This window comes from Streptomyces sp. NPDC044719, from assembly GCF_056433405.1.
The window spans coordinates 1-22359 of the sequence record NZ_JBWKHE010000004.1 but is presented as its reverse complement, the minus strand read 5'-3'; the positions used below and the strand labels follow the sequence as shown (position 1 = coordinate 22359).

General features: G+C 69.4%; 20 protein-coding genes, 1 rRNA gene and 1 riboswitch. Of the genes, 7 read left to right on the top strand and 14 right to left on the bottom strand.

What is annotated here, in order from left to right:
- Positions 1-2: 2 nt before the first annotated feature.
- The gene (locus tag AC07DF_RS15985) at positions 3-1295 is read right to left on the bottom strand and encodes an extracellular solute-binding protein (protein ID WP_478972678.1); all 1293 of its coding nucleotides are present in this window, start codon (positions 1293-1295) and stop codon (positions 3-5) included.
- 444 nt (positions 1296-1739) lie between these two features.
- On the opposite strand from AC07DF_RS15985, the gene AC07DF_RS15980 reads away from it, so the two are divergent.
- Positions 1740-3719: an APC family permease gene (locus AC07DF_RS15980; RefSeq protein WP_478971048.1), complete on the top strand. Its 1980-nt coding sequence runs from the start codon at positions 1740-1742 to the stop codon at positions 3717-3719.
- Positions 3720-3731: 12 nt separating this feature from the next.
- Here AC07DF_RS15980 and AC07DF_RS15975 read toward each other — a convergent pair whose 3' ends face one another.
- Positions 3732-4190 carry a DUF1707 SHOCT-like domain-containing protein gene (locus AC07DF_RS15975; protein ID WP_478972675.1) on the bottom strand — a complete coding sequence of 153 codons (459 nt, stop codon included), beginning with the start codon at positions 4188-4190 and terminating at the stop codon, positions 3732-3734.
- A gap of 30 nt (positions 4191-4220) precedes the next feature.
- On the opposite strand from AC07DF_RS15975, the gene AC07DF_RS15970 reads away from it, so the two are divergent.
- The 5 genes from AC07DF_RS15970 to AC07DF_RS15950 all read left to right on the top strand — a co-directional run bounded on the left by AC07DF_RS15970 (position 4221) and on the right by AC07DF_RS15950 (position 8013).
- Positions 4221-4616 (top strand): TOBE domain-containing protein, encoded by a 396-nt coding sequence (locus AC07DF_RS15970; RefSeq protein ID WP_478971046.1) that lies wholly within the window; start codon positions 4221-4223, stop codon positions 4614-4616.
- A gap of 161 nt (positions 4617-4777) precedes the next feature.
- On the top strand, positions 4778-5593 hold the full coding sequence (gene modA / locus AC07DF_RS15965) for a molybdate ABC transporter substrate-binding protein (RefSeq protein ID WP_478971044.1): 816 nt from the start codon (positions 4778-4780) through the stop codon (positions 5591-5593).
- Positions 5590-6426 carry an ABC transporter permease gene (locus tag AC07DF_RS15960; protein ID WP_478971042.1) on the top strand — a complete coding sequence of 279 codons (837 nt, stop codon included), beginning with the start codon at positions 5590-5592 and terminating at the stop codon, positions 6424-6426. The genes modA and AC07DF_RS15960 overlap by 4 nt, the downstream gene beginning before the upstream one ends.
- Before the next feature lie 19 nt (positions 6427-6445).
- Complete coding sequence (locus AC07DF_RS15955; RefSeq protein WP_478971040.1) at positions 6446-7567, top strand: ABC transporter ATP-binding protein; 1122 nt, start codon at positions 6446-6448, stop codon at positions 7565-7567.
- 26 nt (positions 7568-7593) lie between these two features.
- Positions 7594-8013, top strand: a complete 420-nt coding sequence (locus AC07DF_RS15950; protein WP_478971038.1) for a TOBE domain-containing protein — start codon at positions 7594-7596, stop codon at positions 8011-8013.
- A gap of 68 nt (positions 8014-8081) precedes the next feature.
- Here AC07DF_RS15950 and gcvP read toward each other — a convergent pair whose 3' ends face one another.
- On the bottom strand, positions 8082-10967 hold the full coding sequence (gene gcvP / locus AC07DF_RS15945) for an aminomethyl-transferring glycine dehydrogenase (protein WP_478971036.1): 2886 nt from the start codon (positions 10965-10967) through the stop codon (positions 8082-8084).
- A gap of 176 nt (positions 10968-11143) precedes the next feature.
- A riboswitch (glycine riboswitch) is annotated at positions 11144-11239 on the bottom strand.
- A 113-nt stretch (positions 11240-11352) separates the two neighbouring features.
- On the opposite strand from gcvP, the gene AC07DF_RS15940 reads away from it, so the two are divergent.
- The gene (locus tag AC07DF_RS15940; RefSeq protein WP_382500199.1) at positions 11353-11727 is read left to right on the top strand and encodes a PRC-barrel domain-containing protein; all 375 of its coding nucleotides are present in this window, start codon (positions 11353-11355) and stop codon (positions 11725-11727) included.
- Positions 11728-11744: 17 nt separating this feature from the next.
- Here the strand turns inward: AC07DF_RS15940 and AC07DF_RS15935 are convergent, their stop codons facing one another.
- The 11 genes from AC07DF_RS15935 to rrf all read right to left on the bottom strand — a co-directional run.
- On the bottom strand, positions 11745-13148 hold the full coding sequence (locus AC07DF_RS15935; RefSeq protein WP_478971034.1) for a DNA polymerase IV: 1404 nt from the start codon (positions 13146-13148) through the stop codon (positions 11745-11747).
- Between the two features lie 144 nt (positions 13149-13292).
- Entirely contained in the window at positions 13293-13793 is a 501-nt protein-coding gene (locus AC07DF_RS15930; RefSeq protein ID WP_478971032.1) for a MerR family transcriptional regulator, read from the bottom strand.
- 497 nt (positions 13794-14290) lie between these two features.
- Positions 14291-14764: a bifunctional nuclease family protein gene (locus tag AC07DF_RS15925; protein ID WP_003988851.1), complete on the bottom strand. Its 474-nt coding sequence runs from the start codon at positions 14762-14764 to the stop codon at positions 14291-14293.
- A gap of 85 nt (positions 14765-14849) precedes the next feature.
- On the bottom strand, positions 14850-15590 hold the full coding sequence (gene ftsR / locus AC07DF_RS15920; protein ID WP_478971029.1) for a transcriptional regulator FtsR: 741 nt from the start codon (positions 15588-15590) through the stop codon (positions 14850-14852).
- A gap of 53 nt (positions 15591-15643) precedes the next feature.
- Entirely contained in the window at positions 15644-16591 is a 948-nt protein-coding gene (locus tag AC07DF_RS15915) for an FHA domain-containing protein (RefSeq protein ID WP_399028814.1), read from the bottom strand.
- A gap of 61 nt (positions 16592-16652) precedes the next feature.
- Positions 16653-17591, bottom strand: a complete 939-nt coding sequence (locus AC07DF_RS15910) for a DUF881 domain-containing protein (RefSeq protein ID WP_478971027.1) — start codon at positions 17589-17591, stop codon at positions 16653-16655.
- 5 nt (positions 17592-17596) lie between these two features.
- On the bottom strand, positions 17597-17929 hold the full coding sequence (locus AC07DF_RS15905; protein WP_003988855.1) for a small basic family protein: 333 nt from the start codon (positions 17927-17929) through the stop codon (positions 17597-17599).
- Positions 17926-18837: a DUF881 domain-containing protein gene (locus tag AC07DF_RS15900; RefSeq protein ID WP_478971025.1), complete on the bottom strand. Its 912-nt coding sequence runs from the start codon at positions 18835-18837 to the stop codon at positions 17926-17928. Before AC07DF_RS15900 ends, AC07DF_RS15905 begins: the two co-directional genes overlap by 4 nt.
- Before the next feature lie 98 nt (positions 18838-18935).
- On the bottom strand, positions 18936-21431 hold the full coding sequence (locus AC07DF_RS15895) for a mannose-1-phosphate guanyltransferase (protein ID WP_328415863.1): 2496 nt from the start codon (positions 21429-21431) through the stop codon (positions 18936-18938).
- A 115-nt stretch (positions 21432-21546) separates the two neighbouring features.
- Positions 21547-22155, bottom strand: a complete 609-nt coding sequence (clsA, locus tag AC07DF_RS15890; RefSeq protein WP_382500215.1) for a cardiolipin synthase ClsA — start codon at positions 22153-22155, stop codon at positions 21547-21549.
- Between the two features lie 109 nt (positions 22156-22264).
- Positions 22265-22359, bottom strand: a 5S ribosomal RNA gene (gene rrf / locus AC07DF_RS15885); the annotation flags it as partial.

Here is a 22359-nt window from a genome sequence, read left to right as displayed (position 1 = left end):
GGCTACTGCTCTTCCTTCACGGTCCTGGTGATCGACTGGGCGACCTGCCCGGGGGACTTGGAACCGGCGATGAGCGCGGCGACGCTGTCGTTGACCTCCTGGCCGACGGCGGGCGCGTACGCCTGGTCGAGGTAGAGCTGGAAGCCGGTGGCCTTCTTCAACTGCTCCTGTACGGCCTTGATGTTGGCGTCGGCGATGGCGCTCTCGGCCGCCGGGACCACGGGGAGGACCCCGGTCTTCTTGACCAGTTCCAGGTCGGTGGCCTCGGACGCGAAGAACTTCAGGAAGTCGACGGCCGCCTGCGGGGCGCCCCGGCGCAGCGCGTGCCCGCCGCCTCCGCCGAACACCTCGGTGAGGGCGCCCTTGCCGCCCTCGACCGCGGGGAACGGGAAGAAGCCGAGGTCCTTGCCGAGCCCCTTGCCCGCGTCGGCCTGCACCACTGGGGCCCACTGCCCCATGAGCTCCATGGCGGCCTTGCCGTTGCCGACGGTGGCGGCCTGGCCGGTGGGCGTGGAGTAGGCAGCGCCGAGGAAGCCCTTCTGGAACGGCTGGAGGCCGACGAGTTCGTCGAGGTGCTCTCCCGCCTCGACGAAGGGGGCGCCGGTGAAGTCCTTGGCCTCGTAGGCCTTCTGCAGCGCCTCGGCGCCGGCGGTGCGCATCGCGAGGTAGGCCCAGTAGTACATGCCGGGCCACTTCTCCTTGCCTGCCAGGGCGAGAGGCGTGACCTCGGCGGACTTCAGCTTCCGTACGGCGTCGAGGAAGCCGGTCCACGTGGTCGGGGGCGCGCTGATGCCGGCCTTCTCGAAGAGGGCCTTGTTGTACCAGAAGCCGATCATGCCGATGTCGAACGGGATGCCGTAGACCTGGTCGTCGAGGAGGTACGGCTCCCTGGCGACCGGGAGCAGGGCGTCGCCCCACGGCTTGGTGCTGTCCGTGAGGTTCTCGACGAGTCCTGCGTCGACCTGCTGTTTCAGCACGCCGCCGCCCCAGGTGTGAAAGATGTCGGGCAGCTTCCCGGAGGAGGTCAGGGCCGTCATCTTCGACTTGTAGGCGTCGTTCTCCAGCTGGACGATCTTTATCTTGACCTTCGGGTTCTGTGCTTCGAACTTGCGGGCGAGGGCGGCCCAGACACCCTTCGCCGGCTCGGTGGTGGAGATGTTCCACCATTCGATCGTGGTCGTCCCCGACGACCCTCCGTCCGAGTCCCCGCCGCATGCGGTCAGTGCCGCCATCCCCAGACCGGCCGCGGCGGAGGCCGCCAGGAAGCCGCGGCGGGACAGTGCCGGGTCGCCCATCATGCTCCTCGAAAGTTTCGGATGAACTCCAGAAAGCTGCGTCGTTGCCGCACCCTAGAGACAGCGGCCAAAGGGTGACAACCCCTTGTGCACGCTGAATCGCTCCTCGAGCCATCGGTGGGAGATGGGGGCGAAACATTCGATCTACTCAACGAACCTTACGGAAACGACCGGCCTGCGATCACGGAGGGTGTTCGGATACCGGCGGCCACGGACACCGCGCCGGTACACGGAAGGACGGCTCGACTGCCGTCCCACCCGTCCTCAGCTCGCGTTTCACACCCTCAGCAGCCGGACCGGCGTCGTCCGGCGCCGAGTCTTAACGGAAGCTTGACGCGCTCAGCCCTCTCATCCGAGGGCCACGACATCACGCTCCGCTTACGCTGATCGGGCCGTCCAGTGATGGCCGGAATTACCCTGCGCCGCCTCTCGGGAGCACCTTCGATGGCCACCACTGAGCACCTGCCACCGAGCCGTACGGAGCCCACCCCGCCCAGTCGCCTGCGGGCCTGGATGCTGGAGGGCCTGTCCGACATGGGCAAGGGCGGCGGCCACACCGGACCCCACGCCGAACCGGAGCCCCCGCACAAGGGCCAGCCCTGGTGGCGGGTGATGTGCCTGACCGGTGTCGACTACTTCTCCACGCTCGGCTATCAGCCGGGCATCGCGGCCCTCGCCGCCGGACTGCTCTCCCCGATCGCGACGATCGTGCTGGTGATCGTCACGCTGGCGGGCGCCCTGCCGGTCTACCGCCGGGTGGCCGAGGAGAGCCCCCACGGCGAAGGCTCGATCGCGATGCTGGAGCGGCTGCTGTCCTTCTGGCAGGGCAAGCTGTTCGTGCTGACCCTGCTGGGCTTCGCCGCCACCGATTTCCTGATCACCATCACCCTGTCGGCCGCCGACGCCTCCACCCACCTGGTGGAGAACCCGCACCTGAACAGCGCCCTGCACGACAAGCAGCTGCTGATCACCCTGATCCTGGTCGCACTGCTCGGCGCGGTGTTCCTCAAGGGCTTCCTGGAGGCCATCGGCGTCGCGGTCGCCCTGGTGGGCGCCTACCTCGCGCTGAACGCGGTCGTGGTGGTCGTCGGCCTCTACCACGTGGTCACCGCCGGTCATGTGGTCACCGACTGGTCCAGCGCGCTCACCACCCAGCACAGCAACATATTCGTCATGATCGGCGTCGCCCTGCTCGTCTTCCCGAAGCTGGCCCTCGGCCTGTCCGGCTTCGAGACCGGCGTCGCCGTGATGCCGCACGTCAAGGGCGACGACGGCGACACGGAGGAGAACCCGAAGGGCCGCATCCGGGACACGAAGAAGCTGCTCACCACGGCCGCTCTCATCATGAGCGTCTTCCTGATCACCACCAGCTTCATCACCACCCTCCTCATCCCGGAGAAGGAGTTCGAGACGGGCGGCCAGGCCAACGGACGCGCCCTGGCCTATCTGGCGCACGACTACCTGGGCAACGCCTTCGGCACCGTCTACGACGTCTCGACGATCGCCATCCTGTGGTTCGCCGGCGCCTCCGCGATGGCCGGCCTGCTCAACCTGATGCCCCGCTACCTCCCCCGCTACGGCATGGCCCCGCACTGGGCCCGCGCCGTACGCCCCATGGTCATCGTCTTCACCCTGATCGCCTTCCTGGTCACCTGGATCTTCGACGCCGATGTCGACGCGCAGGGCGGCGCCTACGCCACCGGCGTGCTGGTCCTCATCAGCTCCGCCGCGATCGCGGTGACCATCGCCGCCCGCAAGGCCCGGCAGCGGAACTGGACCATCGGCTTCGCGGTCATCTCCGCGGTGTTCCTCTACACGACCGTGCTCAACGTCATCGAACGCCCGGACGGCGTGAAGATCGGTGCCTGTTTCATCGCCGGGATCATCCTCGTCTCCCTGCTGTCGCGGCTGGCCCGGGCGTTCGAGCTGCGCGTGACCAGCGTGTCGCTGGACGCCATGGCGGAACGCTTCGTCCGGGACATGGCCAGCCGCAGGATGCGGTTCATCGCCAACGAGCCCGACCGGCGCGACATCGCGGAGTACCGGGACAAGATCGAGCAGATCCGGCAGGACAACGATGTGCCCGAGCCGGAGGACTTCGTCTTCGTCGAGGTGACGGTCACCGACCCGTCGGAGTTCGAGGCGAGCCTGACCGTACGCGGCGATGTGCTCCACGGCCGCTACCGTGTCCTGACCCTGGAGTCCTCCTCCGTCCCCAACGCGCTGGCCGCCCTGCTCCTGCATGCCCGCGACCTGACCGGCTGCACCCCGCACATCTACTTCGAGTGGACCGAGGGCGGACCGTTCACCAATCTCCTGCGCTTCTTCCTGTTCGGCCAGGGCGAGGTCGCCCCCGTGACCCGAGAGGTCCTGCGCGAGGCGGAACGCGACCGGAAGCGACGCCCGAGGGTGCACGTCGGCTGACCGGCACCGGCCTCAGCCGCCGGATCTGCTCCTGCCGAAGCCTCTCCGAGGCCGGCGCACCAGCGAGCCGGTGTCCACCACGACACCCGGGCGGGTCACCAGCTTCAGGGCACCGCCGCCCATCTCCAGGTCGATGTGGAGCGTGTCCTCGGTGAACACCGCGTCGGTGAAGTCGAGCGTCACCTCGCCGAACGACGAACGGATCTCCAGGCGCCGCGGCACCACCCAGGCGTCACCGCGCCGGGCCGAGGCCCCCTGCTGCTCGATCCGGACGACATCCTCGGCCTCGACGGGGGTCTCCCCCACCACCTCGGGCAGATCCGTCGTCAGCACAGCCAGCTCGCCGACCGTACGAGCGGACAGCGGGGCCTCCAGCCGCTCGTCGAGTTCCTCCATGGTCAGCCGCCCGGCGGCCGCGGCGACACGCAGCACGTCCACGATCCGGTCCCGATCCGCATGCGAGGCCCGCAGTCACCCCGTCCCGCCCCTATCGTGACCGGCATGCAGTCCTACACGATCGGCCAGGCAGCACGACTGCTCGGCGTGAGCCCCGACACCGCCCGACGCTGGGCGGACGCCGGCCGCATCACCACCCACCGCGACGAGACCGGGCGACGGCTCGTCGACGGACGGGACCTGGCCGCCTTCTCGGTCGAACTCGCCAGGTCCGGCACCTCCGAGGAGGAGGCCCCGTACACCTCGGCCCGCAACGCCTTCCCCGGCATCGTCACCGCGATCAAACTCGGAGACGTCGCCGCCCAGGTGGAGATCCAGGCCGGCCCGCACCGGCTCGTCTCCCTGCTCACTCGCGAGGCCGTGGAGGAGCTGGGCCTTGAGGTGGGCATGGAGGCGACGGCCCGCGTGAAGTCGACGAACGTCCACATCGACCGCGTCTGAGCCCCACCCCGTGCGAACGCACATACACACCCCCAGGGTCATCCAACCTCGCTCATGCGAATCGACAGGAGACTTCTGCCTCGCAGATGCGTCAGTATGATCGACGTAGCGGAAGGGTCCGGCGGGCTCTTCCTCCGGCACACAGAGGGAGTGGCCCCGAGATGACCCGTTCCGCGCACCGGACCCGCCGGATGCTCCAGGTCGCCGGTGTGTCCGCCGCGGCGCTGATGTCCCTGAGCGCCTGCTCGTCCTCCGACTCGGGTTCGGACAAGGGTGCTTCGGCGTCCTCGTCGCCGAAGCTCTCCGGCGAGGTCACCGTCTTCGCCGCCGCTTCCCTCAAGGAGAGCTTCACGACGCTGGGCGAAAAGTTCGAGAAGGACCACCCGGGCACCAAGGTCACCTTCAACTTCGGCGGCAGCGACACCCTCGCGGCGAGCATCACCAGCGGCGCCCCGGCCGATGTCTTCGCCGCCGCCAGTACCAAGACCATGGCGATCGTGACGGACAAGGAGGACGTGGCGGGCACGCCGGCCACCTTCGTCCGCAACCAGCTGGAGATCGCCACACTGCCCGGCAACCCCGACCGGATCTCCTCCCTGAAGGACCTCACCGAGTCCGGTCTGAAGGTCGTCCTGTGCGACAAGACGGTCCCGTGCGGCGCGGCGGCCCAGAAGGCGCTCGATGCCGCCGGCCTGAAGCTCACCCCCGTCTCGTACGAACAGGACGTCAAGAGCGCCCTGACCAAGGTCGAGCTGAAGGAGGCCGACGCAGCCGTCGTCTACAAGACCGACGTACGCGCGGCAGGTGACAAGGTGGAGGGCGTGGAGTTCCCCGAGTCCGCGAAGGCCGTCAACGACTATCCGATCACCCTGCTCAAGAACGCCCCCAACCCTGATACCGCCAAGGCCTTCATGGCACTGGTGAGGTCCGCCGAGGGCCAGAAGGTGCTGTCCAGGGCCGGGTTCCTCAAGCCATGACGCGTACCGACACCGTGGAGAGCAGGCCCCGCCGCTACCGCCCCGGCCGGCGGAGCCGCACGGTGCCGGTGCCCCTGCTGGTGCCCGCCCTGGCCGGGCTGGCCTTCCTGCTGCTGCCCCTGATCGCCCTGCTCGTGCGGGCGCCCTGGCGCAACCTGCCCGAGCAGCTGACCAGCGCCGAGGTGTGGGAGGCGCTGAGGCTCTCCCTCGTCTGCGCCACGGCGGCGACGGGTCTGAGCCTGGTGGTCGGCGTGCCCCTGGCCTGGCTGCTGGCCCGCACGCGGTTCCCGGGGCGCGGTTTCGTCCGGGCCCTGGTGACCCTGCCCCTGGTGCTGCCGCCGGTCGTGGGCGGTGTGGCCCTGCTGCTGGCCTTCGGGCGCAACGGGGTGATCGGGCAGTGGCTCGACTCCTGGTTCGGGATCACCCTGCCCTTCACCACGACGGGTGTGATCCTCGCCGAGACCTTCGTGGCGATGCCGTTCCTCGTGATCAGCGTGGAGGGCACCCTGCGGGCCGCCGACCCGCGCTACGAGGAGGCCGCCACCACCCTGGGCGCCTCCCGCTTCACCGCGTTCCGCCGCGTCACCCTGCCGCTGATCGCGCCGGGCATCGCGGCCGGCGCCGTGCTGGCCTGGGCCCGGGCGCTCGGCGAGTTCGGCGCGACGATCACCTTCGCGGGCAACTTCCCGGGCCGCACCCAGACCATGCCGCTCGCGGTCTACCTCGCCCTCCAGAACGACCCGGCCGCCGCGATCGCCCTCAGCCTGGTGCTGCTGGCCGTGTCCATCGCGGTCCTCGCGGCCCTGCGCGACCGCTGGATGACGGCCTCCTGACCCCCTGGACGTACATCTGATGACCGAGACGACCGACCGCGAGAACCCGCCACCCGGCCCATCCGGCCCACCCGGCCCATCCGGCCCATCCGGCCTCTTGGCCGAAGGCCTCGACGCCCGCCTCGTCGTCGACCGCGGCGCCTTCCGCCTCGATGTCACGCTCGCTGCCGCCCCCGGCGACGTCGTCGCGCTGCTCGGCCCCAACGGCGCGGGCAAGACCACAGCCCTGCGCGCACTCGCGGGCCTCGCAGCTCTCACGTCGGGCCATCTGGCCCTGGACGGCAGGCGGCTGGACGGTACACCGCCCGAGTCCCGCCCGGTCGGCGTCGTCTTCCAGGACTATCTGCTCTTCCCGCATCTGACCGCCCTGGACAATGTCGCCTTCGGGCCGCGCTGCCGGGGCGCCGGCAAGGCCGAGGCCCGTGCCCAGGCCGCCGAGTGGCTGGACCGGATGGGCCTGGCCGACCACGCCGGCGCCAAGCCCCGCCGTCTCTCCGGCGGCCAGGCCCAGCGCGTGGCCCTGGCCCGGGCCCTGGCCACCCGGCCCCGGCTGCTGCTCCTGGACGAACCCCTCGCCGCCCTCGACGCCCGCACCCGCCTGGAGGTACGTGCCCAGCTCCGGCGTCACCTCGCCGAGTTCGAGGCCGTCGCCGTCCTCGTCACACACGACCCGCTGGACGCCATGGTGCTGGCCGACCGCCTGGTCGTCGTCGAGCACGGCCACGTCGTCCAGGAGGGCACGCCCTCCGACATCGCCCGCCACCCCCGCACGGACTACATCGCCCGGCTCGTCGGCCTCAACCTGTACCGGGGACAGTCCGATGGCCACACGGTCCGGCTCGACACGGGTCCGGCCATCACGACCACGGAGGAACTCTCCGGCCCGGCCTTCGTGGCGTTCCCGCCCGGCGCGGTGACGCTGTACCGGGAACGCCCCAGCGGCTCCAGCGCCCGCAACCTGTGGCGCTGCGAGGTCGCCGGCCTGGAGACGCACGGCGACCAGATCCGCGCGGACCTCGCCGGCGAACTGCCGCTGACGGCCGACCTCACCACGGTCGCCGCGGCCGAACTCGATCTGCACCCCGGGGCACCGGTCTGGGCGACGGTCAAGGCGACGCAGACGCACGCGTACCCGGCATAAGGCCCATACCGGGCTACCGTGCACCCATGAGCCTGAGCATCCGCAACCAGCTCCCCGGCACCGTCACCGCCGTCACGCCGGGCGAGGCCATGGCGACGGTCAGGGTCCGCCTCACCGGCGGCCAGGACCTCACCGCCGCGATCACCCGCGAGGCCGCCGACGACCTCGGTCTCACAGCCGGCAGCGCCGTGCGCGCGCTGGTGAAGTCGACGGAGGTCGCGCTGGCCACCGCCCCCGTCGAGGGACTGTCCATCCGCAACCGGCTCCCCGGCACGGTCACGGGTATCGCGGCCGGCGACGCGATGGCCTCCGTCCGGATCACCGTGGAGGGCGGCGAACTGACGGCGGCGATCACCAAGGACGCCGCGGACGATCTCCGCCTGTCGGCCGGAACCCCCGTCATCGTCCTGATCAAGTCGACCGAGGTGTCACTCGCCGTCGCATGACGGAGCGCCGCCGTACGACGGAGGGGCCCCGCACGCGGCGAAGCCCCTCACCCTGACCGGTCGGTCGATCAGTCCTCGTACGCGTCCAGCGGCGGGCAGGAGCACACCAGGTTCCGGTCACCGAAGGCCTGGTCGATGCGCCGCACCGGCGGCCAGTACTTGTCGGAGGCCGCGACTCCGGCCGGGAAGACGGCCTCCTCACGGCTGTAGGCGTGCTCCCACTCCCCGGCGAGCGCGCCGGCGGTGTGCGGGGCACCCCGCAGCGGGTTGTCGTCGGCGGGCCACTCGCCGGATCCGACCTTCTCGATCTCGGCGCGGATGGCGATCATCGCCTCGCAGAACCGGTCCAGCTCGGCCAGGTCCTCCGACTCGGTCGGCTCGATCATCAGCGTCCCGGCCACCGGGAACGACATCGTCGGCGCGTGGAAGCCGTAGTCGATCAGCCGCTTGGCGACGTCGTCGACGCTCACTCCGGTGGCCTTGGTCAGCGGCCGCAGGTCGATGATGCACTCGTGCGCGACGAGCCCACCGGGGCCGGTGTAGAGCACCGGGTAGTGCGGCTCGAGCCGCTTGGCGATGTAGTTGGCGCTGAGCACCGCCACCTGCGTGGCACGCTTCAGTCCCTCGCCGCCCATCAGCCGCACGTACGCCCACGAGATCGGCAGGATGCCGGCCGAGCCCCACGGCGCCGCGGAGATGGGGCCGACCCCGGTCTCCGGCCCCGCCTCGGGCTGCAGCGGATGGTTCGGCAGATACGGCGCGAGGTGCTCACGCACCGCCACCGGACCGACGCCGGGCCCGCCGCCGCCGTGCGGGATGCAGAAGGTCTTGTGCAGGTTGAGGTGCGAGACGTCACCGCCGAAGTGCCCCGGCTTGGCGAGCCCCACGAGCGCGTTGAGGTTGGCCCCGTCGACGTAGACCTGCCCGCCCGCCTCGTGCACCTGGCCGCAGATCTCGGAGACGTGCTCCTCGAACACGCCGTGCGTGGACGGGTAGGTGATCATCAGCACGGCCAGCTCGTCACGGTGCTGCTCGATCTTCGCCCGCAGGTCCTCGACGTCGATCTCGCCGTCCTCGGCGGTCTTCACGACGACGACCTTCATGCCCGCCATCACCGCGCTCGCGGCGTTGGTCCCGTGCGCGGAGGACGGGATCAGGCACACGGTGCGCTGCTCGTCCCCGTTGGCCCGGTGGTACCCGCGGACAGCGAGCAGACCGGCGAGCTCGCCCTGCGACCCGGCGTTCGGCTGGAGGGACACCTTGTCGTACCCGGTGACCTCGGCGAGACGCTCCTCCAGCTCGTGGATGAGCGTGAGGTAGCCCTCAGCCTGCGCCGCGGGCGCGAAGGGGTGCAGCTGCCCGAACTCGGGCCAGGTGACCGGCTCCATCTCCGTGGTCGCGTTGAGCTTCATGGTGCAGGAGCCCAGCGGGATCATGCCGCGGTCGAGCGCGTAGTCGCGGTCGGCCAGCCGCCGCAGGTAGCGGAGCATGGCGGTCTCGGAGCGGTACTGGTGGAAGACCGGGTGGGCCATGTACTCGTCGGACCGCAGCAGGGCACCCGCAAGCCCGTCCTCCGTGGCGGCGTCCAGCGCCTCGACGACACCCTCGACCCCGAACGCGGCCCACACGGCACGCAACTGGGCCCGCGTGGTGGTCTCGTCGCAGGCGATCGAGACGTGGTCGGCGTCGACGAGACGCAGGTTGATCCCGTTCCGCTCCGCGGCGGCCACGACCTCGGCGGCCCGGCCCTCGACGCGCACGGTCACGGTGTCGAAGTAGGCCCCGTGCACGACCTCCACACCGCCGTTCGCGAGCCCGGCGGCGAGGACCGTGGCGTACCGGTGGGTGCGCCGCGCGATGCTCTTCAGGCCCTCGGGCCCGTGGTAGACGGCGTACATGCCGGCCATCACGGCGAGCAGCACCTGGGCGGTGCAGATGTTGCTGGTGGCCTTCTCACGGCGGATGTGCTGCTCACGCGTCTGCAGCGCCAGCCGGTAGGCCTTGTTCCCGTCGGCGTCCACGGACACGCCGACGAGCCGCCCGGGCAGGCTGCGTGCCATCTTCTCACCGACGGCCATGTAACCGGCGTGCGGTCCGCCGAAGCCCATCGGCACACCGAACCGCTGTGTCGTGCCGACCGCGATGTCCGCACCGAGTTCACCGGGCGACTTCAGCAGGGTCAGCGCCAGCAGATCGGCGGCGACGGTGACGAGCGCCCCGAGCTCGTGCGCCTGGTCGATGACCGGCTTGATGTCCCGCACGGCACCGGAGGCGCCCGGGTACTGGATCAGCACGCCGTTGATCTCGCGCTCGGCGATCCCGGCGGGGATGCCGTCGCTCAGGTCCGCGACGACGACCTCGACTCCGGTCGGCTCGGCGCGGGTCTGGATCACGGCGATGGTCTGCGGCAGCGCGTCCGCGTCGACCAGGAACAGGCCCTTCTTGTTCTTGCCCAGCCGCCGCGACAGCGCCATGGCCTCGGCCGCCGCGGTGCCCTCGTCGAGCAGGGACGCGCCGGAGGTCGGCAGTCCGGTCAGGTCGGCGACCATGGTCTGGAAGTTGAGCAGCGCCTCGAGCCGGCCCTGCGAGATCTCCGGCTGGTACGGCGTGTAGGCCGTGTACCAGGAAGGGTTCTCCATGACGTTGCGCATGACGACCGGCGGCGTGAACGTGCCGTAGTAGCCGAGCCCGATCATGGAGCCGAGGACCTGGTTGCGGTCGGCGAGGGAGCGCAGCTCGGCGATCACCTCGGCCTCGCTGCGGGCGCCCGGCAGGTCCAGCGCCTCGGCGCTCTTGATCACAGCCGGAACAGCGGCGGTCGTCAGCTCGTCCAGCGAGCCGTAGCCGACCTGCGCGAGCATCTTGGCGCAGGCCTCGTGGTCGGGGCCGATGTGGCGCTGCTCGAAGGGGACTGCCTCTTCGAGGTCGGAGAGCGGAATGCGATGGGCGGTCATATGCGGAGGCCTCCTGGTCTGACACGACCTTCGAGGGGCACCACGGCACGGGTACCCGGACGGCCTCCCCCTCTGTCATGTCAACCTGAGAGCTTCACCGGATCGCCCGAAGGCCTCCGGCTTTCACCGTCGGTGAGGGCGGAAGCCGTGACATCCGCCCTGCTTTCCAGAGTGACCTCGTCCGTGCGGTACGTGAGCCTGAGAGATTCCGGGGAGGATTTGCTCCTTCGGCGCCTCCGATGGTGTCTGGAGGACTCTCCCGCACGGGGTCAGCAGCCGTTGTCAGCCTACCAGCGCGGTCAGCGCACGAACCTTCGAGTGGCCGCCTCCTCGATTGTGCCGTTTTGTAGTGGTTACGGATGAGTTGCGACCATGTGGAGGGCCCGTGCGAACCGATATCGATCCGCGCAACCTGATCGGCCGCAAGGCGTTCGACCGCAACGGAACCAGGATCGGCACGATCGACGAGGTGTACCTCGACGACGCCACCGGCGTGCCTGAGTGGGCGGCCATACGGACCGGCCTGTTCAGCCGGGACGCCTTCGTCCCCCTCGAGCCCAGCGAACTGATCGACGGCGCCCTCCACGTGCCCTTCGACCGCGCCCTCATCAAGGACGCCCCCGACTTCGGCGTGGGCCGCCACCTCTCCCCGGAGCAGGAACTCCAGCTCTACCACCACTACGGCCTCGACGTCGCCGCCCCTCCCCCGCTCCAGGACCACGACTTCGGCAAACTGGCAGGCACGGACGAGACGGCCTGAAGCCCTCCGCGAGCCGCCTAAGGAGCAACGGAGCGCAGCCCCACACCCCCGGAGTCACCATCCGGCCCATCGACCCCCTCAGACTCTCGTAACACCAGCGGCAGCGGATCCGCCGGCTCCAGCTCCGGATCGTCGACCCGGAAGGTCCGCACACGCCCTGGCTCGGAGTCGGGCGTCTCGAACCGTACGGTGACCCGCCCCAGGCCGCTGCCCTGCACCCACCCGTGCCCGAACCCGGCGTGCCGCACGTCATGCCCGGCGGGCCAACGCCGCTCGGCCGGCACGGGCTGCTCCTCGACCGGCGCCGCGGCGTGCTCCTCGGCCGGGCCCTCCGCGACCGCTCGCTGACCGGCCGCCTGCGCGAACAGGTCCTCCTGCGTGTAGTCGGCGAGCCCGCTGACGCCCACTCCGAGCAGCCGCACGCCGCCCGTCGTGTCGACCGAGTCCAGCAGTCTGGCCGCCGCCTCACGGATCACCCCGGGATCGTCCGTCGGCCCGCGCAGCGTCTCGGACCGGGTGAGCGTCGAGAAGTCGTACCGCCGCACCTTCAGCACGATGGTCCGCCCGGACAGCCCGGCCTCGCGCAGCCTCCGCACACAGCGGTCGGCGAGCCGCTGCACCTCCAGCCCGACCCGCAGCCGGTCGTGGATGTCCACGTCATAGGTGTCCTCGACCGACACCGACTTCGCTTCCCGCTCGGCCACCACGGGCCGGTCGTCCCGCGCCAGGGCCATGGCGTAGAGCCCGTGCCCGTGCGCCTTCCCCAGCAGCCGGACCAGCTCGTCCTCACCGGCCTCGGCGATCTCCTCGACCGTGGTGATCCCGGCCCGCCGAAGATGGTCGCCCGTCGCCGGCCCGACTCCCGGCAGGGTCCGCACCGACATCGGCCCCAGCATGGCCCGCTCCGTCCCCGGCTCGATCATCACCAGCCCGTCGGGCTTGGCCTGCTCCGAGGCGATCTTCGCGAGCATCTTGGACGCGGCCAGCCCCACCGACCCCGTGAGACCCGTGACGGCTCGGATGTCCGCACGCAGTTTCACCCCGGCCAGCCGCGCCGACCGCTCGTCCCAGGCCGCCCCTCCGGCCTCCAGGTCCACGAAGGCCTCGTCCAGGCTCAACGGCTCCACCAGCGGCGACAGCTCCCGCAGCAGCTCCATCACCCGCTCGCTGATCGCCCGGTAGAACCCGAAGCGCGGCACGAGATACGCGGCGTTGGGCGCGAGCCGCCGGGCCTGCGCCATGGGCAGCGCCGAGTGCACCCCGAAGACCCGGGCCTCGTACGACGCGGTCGCGACCACACCCCGCGGCCCGAGTCCGCCCACGATCACAGCCTTCCCGCGCAGGCTCGGCTTGGACGCCTGCTCCACCGAGGCGAAGAAGGCATCCATGTCGAGATGCAGGATCGTGGGCGCGGTTCTCACAACTCCGATGTTGCCCTACGCCACTGACAACGCACCGACACCGCCGTGCCGAACCGTCCCCACCACTGCGGCGGATACCGCTTGCGGCCGGCGCGGAAACGTCCCTCCTACCGCGGCCGCACGCATACCGCACCGTCCAGCGGGTCAGACAGCCCGATTCCGCCGCCGCGCCAGCTCGTCCGCCGGATTGGGCCCGACCAGGGTCTCGCCGGTGTCGATCCGCTCCCCGTGCAGCTGGGACAGCGCGCTCTCGACGTCCCGCCACACCACACCCACGGCGATCCCGAAGATGCCCTGCCCCCCTTGGAGCAGGGCGTGGACCTCGTCCGGCGAGGTGCACTCGTAGACCGTCGCACCGTCACTCATCAGCGTCATCCGCTCCAGATCGCGGAAACCGCGTTCCCTGAGGTGCTGGACCGCTGTGCGGATGTTCTGCAGCGACACCCCGGTGTCGAGGAACCGCTTGACGATCTTCAGGACGACGACGTCCCGGAAGCTGTACAACCGCTGTGTCCCGGACCCGTAGGCGGGGCGCACACTCGGCTCGACGAGACCGGTGCGGGCCCAGTAGTCCAGCTGCCGGTAAGTGATACCGGCGGCGGCGCAGGCCGTGGGGCCGCGATAGCCGATCTGCTCGGACGCCATGGACGTCGTCCCTCCGCTGCTCGGCACCACCGACGGTCGCTGCGGAGCGTGCTCGGTCACATCGTCGGGCTGGGGACACCCGCCACCCGAAAGGAGCCGAGAGCCGGGGGGAGCGTACGGACCACTCGCCCTGAGACTGCGCTCGGGGCCGCCCCCAGCCGTACCGTCGCCGCTGCTTCTCACGCCGACCTCCGTCCTTGACCTGCCTTCTCGACGGTAGGCAGTCACCCGGGGTGCGTCAACGATCGCCACACTCGCCACGCCGAGTGATAATCACCCTAAGAGTGGTTTCCCGTGCCCCACCGCGGGGAAAGGCTAGCCGAATGCCTTCGGCGCGGGTCGTGTGACGCTCTCACTCGCCACCGGCACATGCGGGCAATTCACCCGTCACACATACGGCGGCGGCCCTGCCGCGGACTCATCGTCCACCGGGCCGCCCACGCGTCTCACGACCGCTGCCGCTCCCTGCCCGGCCGGCACTCACCGGCCTCCGAAGCTCACTGGCTGCTGCTGCCGAAGTCCTCCGGGGAGATCTGGTCGAGGAACTCGCGGAACTTCTCCACCTCGTCCTCCTGCTCGTCCGGGATCGCGATACCGGCGTCGTCGAGCACCGTGTCACTCCCGTAGATCGGCGTCCCGGTGCGCAAAGCCAGCGCTATGGCGTCGGACGGGCGGGCGCTCACCTCGACGCCGCTGGCGAAGACCAGCTCCGCGTAGAAGACGCCCTCACGCAGGTCCGTGATACGCACTTCCGTGAGCTCCTGGCCGACGGCTTCCAGCACGTCCTTGAACAGGTCGTGGGTCAGCGGCCGCGCCGGAGCCATGCCCTGCTGGGCGAAGGCGATCGCCGTCGCCTCGCCCGGCCCGATCCAGATGGGGAGGTAACGGTCGCCTCCCACTTCGCGCAGCAGCACGATCGGTTGGTTGGAGGGCATCTCGACCCGGACACCTACGACATCGAGCTCGTTCACACAGCAACCCTAGGCCGTGCTCGGGACGTTTGGGTAGTCGGGCAGAGATCGGGCGCCTGATCCGGCCCCCACGCGTGCGGCCACCTCATGGCAGCCGCACCCCGAGCGCCGTCTGCACCAGAGCGGCGTGCAGCTTCACCGTGAGACCCGCCAGCTCCTTCGTACGGGCCTCCGCATGAGCCCTGGTCTGCGGGTTCCGGTGCCGCCTCAGCGGGGCCACCACCTGGTCCACGAGCCCGGCCTCGCGGTCGGCGGCGGCCTTCATCACCCGCAGGTGCCGCGGCTCGATCCCGAACCGCCCCAGCTCGGCGACGAGCGCCGCCACCGTGACCGCCTCCGCCTCGTAGGCCCCGTCCTCCAGTGGAGTGACCAGCCCGTACGACTCCCACTCCCTGAGCTCCTCCTCGTCCACCCCGGCGGCGGCGAGCAGCTCCTCGCGACCGACCCTGGCGGCCGTGGGCGGCCCCTCGGGAGGCTCAGGGGCGGAATCGCCCTCACGCTGACGGCCCACGGTCGGCAGCGGGACGGCCTCACCGCGCTCCATGGCCTCCAGGTGCTCACGAATCACCTTCAGGGGCAGATAGTGGTCCCGCTGCATCCTCAGGACATGCCCCAGGCGCTCGACGTCACGGGCGCTGAACTTGCGATACCCCGAAGGGGTCCGCTGTGGCTCGATGAGCCCCTCCGACTCCAGGAAGCGGATCTTGGAGATGGTGACTTCGGGGAACTCGTCGCGCAGCGCGTTCAGCACCGTGCCGATGCTCATCAGCCCACTGTCCGTGGCGGCGGCGCCGTGCCCGGCACCGCCGCTCGGTGTATGAAGCATGGACCTTCCCTGACGGACGGACCTTCGCTGGGGTGCCCCGGATACAGTCCGGGTCAGTAGCCCCGCTGGCTGGCGTAGAAGACCAGCCGGTACTTGCCGATCTGCACCTCGTCGCCGTTGCTCACGGCGACCTGGTCGATCCGCTCGCGGTTCACGTACGTGCCGTTCAGGCTGCCCACGTCGGCCACCGTGAACGAGCCGTCCTGACCGCGACGGAACTCCACGTGCCGCCGGGAGACCGTGACGTCGTCCAGGAAGATGTCGCTCTGCGGATGACGGCCGGCCGTGGTCAGATCACCGTCCAGCAGGAAGCGGCTGCCCGAGTTCGGCCCACGGCGCACGACCAGGAGCGCGGAACCCAGCGGCAGCGCGTCCACGGCCGCCTGCGCCTCGGGAGACAACGTCGGCGTGGGCGTCTGGCCGGTGGCCTCGGCGTCGTAGGCCTCGAGTCCGGAGATGGAGATCGTGGAAGTCGTCTCTGACGGACGCTCCGGCGTCGCGCCCGCCCGCAGCGGTGCGCCGCAGTTGGAACAGAAGCGACTGTTCTCCGCGTTGCGGTTGCCGCACCTCGTACACACCAGGGCCGACATGGGATCCTCCTGCCGCGGCTGCCCACCGGGAGCATTGGACGCATACGGGTCGGAAAACCCTCCACCCGCACTTGAGGGTTGTCCGAAACCTATGCCGCCAGGCTGCGCAGGGTCAACCGACGGCGCGCCCTGACCTCCGGGAACGTCTCCGCCCGGACCGCCGACCTGGTCCCGGAACAGCGGCCGCTGACCCTCCGCGTCAGGCTGTGCGCGATGACGGGCGGTCGCATTGTCGCTGCCCTCTCGCGGGCTCTTGCCGAACAACTTCGCAAACAACTTCACGGGCGATTCCCCTTGACCGAAACAGACCCGCCCGTGGGGCAGGACGAACCCTGACTGAACACTCTGGCCGACCCGGACATCCTGACAACGTCCGTCTGCACCAGACAGTTTCCACCACGCACCACCCATTCGGTGCGCCGACCCCCCGCAACCTCATGCCCTCGCCGGACGCCGCCCATGCACCGCCGGTTCACTGGGAGGACGACCGAGCGTAGTCAGGCCGCTTCGCTGCTCGCAAGGCGTCCACGACGATCTTGGTCGACCGCTCCACGGTCACGATCGCCTGTTCCTTCTCGAGAGTCTGCACCACGCCTCCGGGGATGTTGAGCGCCGGCTCGAGGTCCTGCGACTTGCCGATGACCTTGAAACGATAGGGCGCGTTGATCTTGTTCCCGTCGACGCTCACACCCTTGCCGGAGTCCGTGAGATACGTGCCTGCGACGACCCGTACGCCGTTCACCTGGATCGCCTCGGCACCCGCCGCACGCAGCTCCTGGACCGCGTCGAGCAGCATGTCAGACTCGACCGTCCCCTTCGTGTCCTCGATGGTCATGGTGATGCCGGGCCCCTGCGCGGCCACCGTGCCCGCCAGGATGCCGAGTTGCCGCTCCTTCTCGATCGTCTGCTTCCGGGCCTCCTCGGCCTGGTCCGAGCTGTTCTCCAGCTCGTCGCGCTGCTTCTCGAGGCCCTGCTTCTCGTCCTCAAGACGCTGGGTACGGTCATCCAGTTCATCGAGGATGCGGACAAGATCTTCCTGGCGCGCACCGCGCAGGGCGCTGTCACTGTCGCTGTTCGAGGCCACCTGCACGGCCAGCCCGAAGCCCAGGCCGAACAGCAGCAGCGCGACGATGAGTTGGGCCCGGCTGACCCGAGGCGGCCACAATCCCTGCACCAGCCGCTGCCGACCGGTCAGCCGCGGCTCGGGTGCCACCTCCGGCTCCGGGTCCGGAACAGGCGCCGGGTCAGGCGCAGGCTCAGGCTCCGGGGTGTCCTGGGTGGCAGGCTCCGCGGCGGCCACTTCCTGGGGCAGCTCCTTGCGGAACCGGTTCCCGGACTCGCCAGTCCCGTCGCGCTGCTCAGCGCCCGTGTCGCCGTTCTCCTCGGCGCGCTTCTCGTCGTTCTCGCTCATCGGCCTCACGCCCGGAACACGTGCCGGCGGATCGCCGCGGCGTTCGAGAAGATCCGGATACCGAGGACGACCACCACACCGGTGGACAGCTGGGCACCCACGCCCAGCTTGTCGCCCAGGAACACGATCAACGCGGCCACGACCACGTTCGACAGGAACGACACCACGAAGACCTTGTCGTCGAAGATGCCGTCGAGCATGGCGCGCAGACCGCCGAAGACGGCGTCGAGCGCCGCCACGACGGCGATCGGCAGATAAGGCTCGACCACCGCCGGAACCTCAGGCCGGACCAACAGGCCGGCCACGACTCCCACGACGAGGCCCAGTACGGCGATCACGATGTGCCCTTCCCGCTTTTCTCAGTGCTCGGCTGTGCTGTACGTACGATCACACTCGGTGCGGCGGGCAGCCGGAGGTCGTCCTCCGCGGAGATCGCTGTCCTGACGCCGTAGCTCTCCTGGAGCGCGTTCAGATACAACCCGTCCGCGCTGTTCTGGAACCGCGTGCTCAGCCGCTGCCCGTCCCCCACCGCGAGCACCGTGTACGGCGGCACCAGCGGTTTGTTGTCGACCAGTATCGCGTCCCCCGCGGCCCTGATCGCGGACAGCGCCGTCAGCCGCTGCCCGTTGATGGAGACGGCCTCGGCGCCCGACTCCCACAGCCCGTTGACCACGCGCTGCATGTCCCGGTCACGCACCCGGCCGGTGTCCGAGAACCCGGAGGCCTCACGCGGGTCGCCGTCACCGCCCGCACCGGTGTCCTTGGCGTCGTTCACCACGAGCTTCACGCCGGGACCGTGCACCGCCGCGGCGCCCGACATGATGCCCACCAGATCGGAGCCGGCGCTGCCACTGTGCTTCAGCGCCTCGCGCTGCCGGGCGCTCACGTCCGCGCGCAGCTCGTCGACGGAGTCCTCCAGCTTGTCCGCCGCCTCGCTCTCCCGGTCGATGCGGTCGACCAGCTCTTCCCGCTCCTTGGCGACGACCGGTGCGGCGACCCGCGCCTGTGCCGCTCCGACGGTCACGACCAGGGCCGCGAGCACCAGACCCGCCGCGAGCCCCAACTTCGCCCTGAGGGTCTTCGGCATGCCGGCGTCGCCCGCGGCCTTCTTCCGCTCGGCGGCCTCGGCATATCCGTCGTCGAGGCTGTGGTCCATGACGTTGGTGAGCAACGACATGGACGCATCCGGGCGCCGGGGCCGCGTCGGTGTGCTCCGAACGGGGGGTTGCTGCGGCATGCCGCACATCGTCGCACGTCGCGGCCACTACCTCCGAACGGCCCCACCGGCGTGCCGGACAGGCCCCGTTGGGGACACTTGTCCGGCACGCACGCGTGCAGCTCGCTCTACCGGCCGGCGCTGTCCACGACCGCCGACCACTCGTCCAGCAGGGCCTGCGCGGAGGCGTCGTCCGGCCCCTCGGCCCACAGGTGGGTGACCGCCTCCGCCGGATCGGGCAGCACCATCACCCAGCGCCCGTCGGTCTCCACCACACGCACGCCGTCGGTGGTGTCCACGAAGCGATCTCCGGCCTCTTCGACGACCCGGCGCATCACGAGACCCTTGACTGCCCACGGGGTCGCCAGGTCCCGCTTCAGGACGTGCGCCCGCGGGATCCGGGCGTCGATCTGGCTGAGCGTGAGCTGCGTCCGGGCCACCAGCCCGATGAGCCGTACGAAGGCCGCGGTGGCGTCGTACACGCTGCTGAACTCGGGGACGATGAAGCCGCCCTTGCCGTCACCACCGAAGATCGTCCCTTCCTCGCCACCGACGCGCGTGAGGTCGTCAGGAGAGGTCGTCGTCCACTCGACCTGGGTCCCGTGGTAGGCCGCCACCTGCTCGGCGATCCGGGTCGTGGTCACCGGGAGCGCGACCCTGCCGCTACGCCGCTCGGCGGCCACGAGGTCCAGCATCACGAGGAGCGCCCGGTCGTCCTCGATGATGCGCCCCTTCTCGTCGACGAGGGACAGCCGCTCACCGACCGGGTCGAACCGCACCCCGAAGGCGGCACCGGAGGACGCCACGATCTCCCCGAGCCGCACCATCCCCGACCGCCGCATGTCGGCCGTCTCCGTCGGCCTGGATTCGTCCAGACCGGGATTGATCGTCAACGAGTCGACACCGAGCTTCCCGAGCAGAGACGGCAGAACGAGTCCCGCGCTGCCGTTGGACGCGTCCACGACGACCTTCAGCCCGGACTCGGAGATGCCCGTCGTGTCGACGTTCCGCAGCAACGACCCGGTGTACGAGTCGAAGACGCTGGCCGGGAAGTGCAGATCCCCGATCTCACCAGGGAAGGCCCGACGGTACTCCTGCCGCGCGAACACCCGGTCCAGCTTCCGCTGACTGCCCTGCGACAGGTCGGCACCGTTCCCGTCGAAGAACATGATGTCCACGGAGTCCGGTACGCCGGGCGTGGTACGGATCATGATCCCGCCCGCACTGCCCCGCGCGGTCTGCTGCCGGGCCACGGGCAGCGGGACATTCTCCAGATCCCGTACGTCGATGGCGCTGGCCTGCAGCGCGGAGATCACCGCTCGCTTCAGCGCCCGGGCACCACGGGAATGGTCCCGGGCCGTGGTGACGGTCGAGCCCTTCTTCAGAGTGGTCGCATACGCACCGGCAAGCCGCACGGCCAGCTCCGGCGTGATCTCGACGTTCAGGATTCCGGACACCCCGCGGGCGCCGAAGAGGTGCGCCTGTCCCCTGGACTCCCAGATGACCGACGTGTTGACGAATGCACCGGCCTCGATGGTCTTGAAGGGATAGACCCGCACATTGCCCTGGACGATCGATTCTTCACCGATCAGACACTCATCACCGATGACCGCCCCGTCCTCGATCCGCGCCGCGCGCATGATGTCGGTGTTCTTCCCGACCACGCACCCGCGCAGATTGCTGTGCGGCCCCACGTAGACGTTGTCGTGAACGACGGACTTGTGCAGAAAGGCGCCGCTCTTGACCACCACGTTGGAACCCACGACGGAGTGTTCACGGAGCTCCGCGCCGGCCTCGACCTTGGCGTAGTCCCCGATGTAGAGAGGACCGCGGAGCACGGCGTCGGGATGCACCTCCGCGCCCTCGGCAACCCAGACGCCTGCCGAGATCTCGAACCCGTCGATGTCGACGTCGACCTTGCCCTCAAGGACGTCGGCCTGCGCCTTCACATAGCTCTCGTGCGTGCCGACGTCCTCCCAGTAGCCCTCGGCGATGTAGCCGTAGACGGGCTTGCCTTCCTTCATCAACTGCGGGAAGACATCGCCGGACCAGTCGACGGGCACATCGGGCTCGACATAGTCGAAGACCTCGGGCTCCATCACGTAGATGCCGGTGTTCACCGTGTCGGAGAAGACCTGGCCCCAGGTGGGCTTCTCGAGGAAGCGCTCCACCTTGCCTTCCTCGTCGACAATGGTGATGCCGAATTCCAGCGGATTGGGAACACGCGTCAGGCAAACCGTGACCAGTGCACCCTTTTCCTTGTGGAAATTGATGAGCTCGGTGAGGTCGAAATCCGTCAGAGCATCGCCGGAGATGACGAGGAAGGCATCGTCCTTCAACGCCTCTTCTGCGTTCTTGACGCTTCCGGCGGTACCGAGTGGCTTCTCCTCATTGGCATAGGTCAGCTCCATACCGAGCTCTTCGCCGTCACCGAAGTAGTTCTTGACGAGCGAGGCCAGGAACTGGACAGTAACAACAGTTTCATTGAGCCCATGCCTTTTGAGCAGCCGCAGAACGTGCTCCATGATCGGGCGGTTGGCCACGGGCAGGAGCGGCTTGGGCATGCTTGAGGTCATGGGGCGAAGACGCGTGCCTTCGCCTCCGGCCATCACGACGGCCTTCATGTCGGAAGCGTCCTCCTCTAAGAGACGACGGTCTAGCCGACTTCCCCCGCCAGGATTGTCCCCCACTTTTCGACCACCGGCCATCGGACAGCCACGGTGGGACCAATCTGCAAGTTCAATCGGCCATGGCGTCCGCACGGACCAGGCGGCGGACTTGTACCACGTAGAGGACTCCTGCCCACCAGTACAGCGTTGTACCCCATCCGGCGAACGCCCATCCGAAAATAGCAGCGAGTGACGAGATCCAACCGCTTCCGTCACTGAGGAGGAGCAGCGGGAAAGCATACATCAGGTTGAAGGTGGCGGCCTTGCCCAGGAAGTTCACCTGGGGCGGCGGATAGCCGTGACGACGGAGGATGCCCACCATCACCAGCAGAACCAGCTCTCGCAGCAGAAGTGCAGCGGTCAACCAAAGGGGCAGAATCTCACGCCAGGTGAGACCGACCAAAGTCGAGAGAATGTAGAGCCGGTCGGCCGCGGGGTCGAGAAGCCGGCCGAGGCTGCTGATCTGGTTCCAGCGCCGTGCGAGCTTGCCGTCCAGGTAGTCGCTGATGCCGCTCAGGGCGAGTACCAGAAGGGCCCATCCGTCACTCTTGGGCCCACCGAACTCAGGCCTCAGAATCAGCCACAGGAAGAGGGGCACGCCGACGAGCCGAGCCATGCTGAGGATGTTCGGGATGGTGAGCACACGGTCCGTCTGGACGCGAGTCTCCTGAACCTCCACCCGGGGGCCTCCTGTGGGAAACGTGCCAACGATGCTCACTGACCTTACCTCAACGCAAAAAAGCTCTGGCTCTCGGGCTGTGTGCCCAAGAGCCAGAGCTCTAAAAGGAGTTCGGCGGCGTCCTACTCTCCCACAGGGTCCCCCCTGCAGTACCATCGGCGCTGAAAGGCTTAGCTTCCGGGTTCGGAATGTAACCGGGCGTTT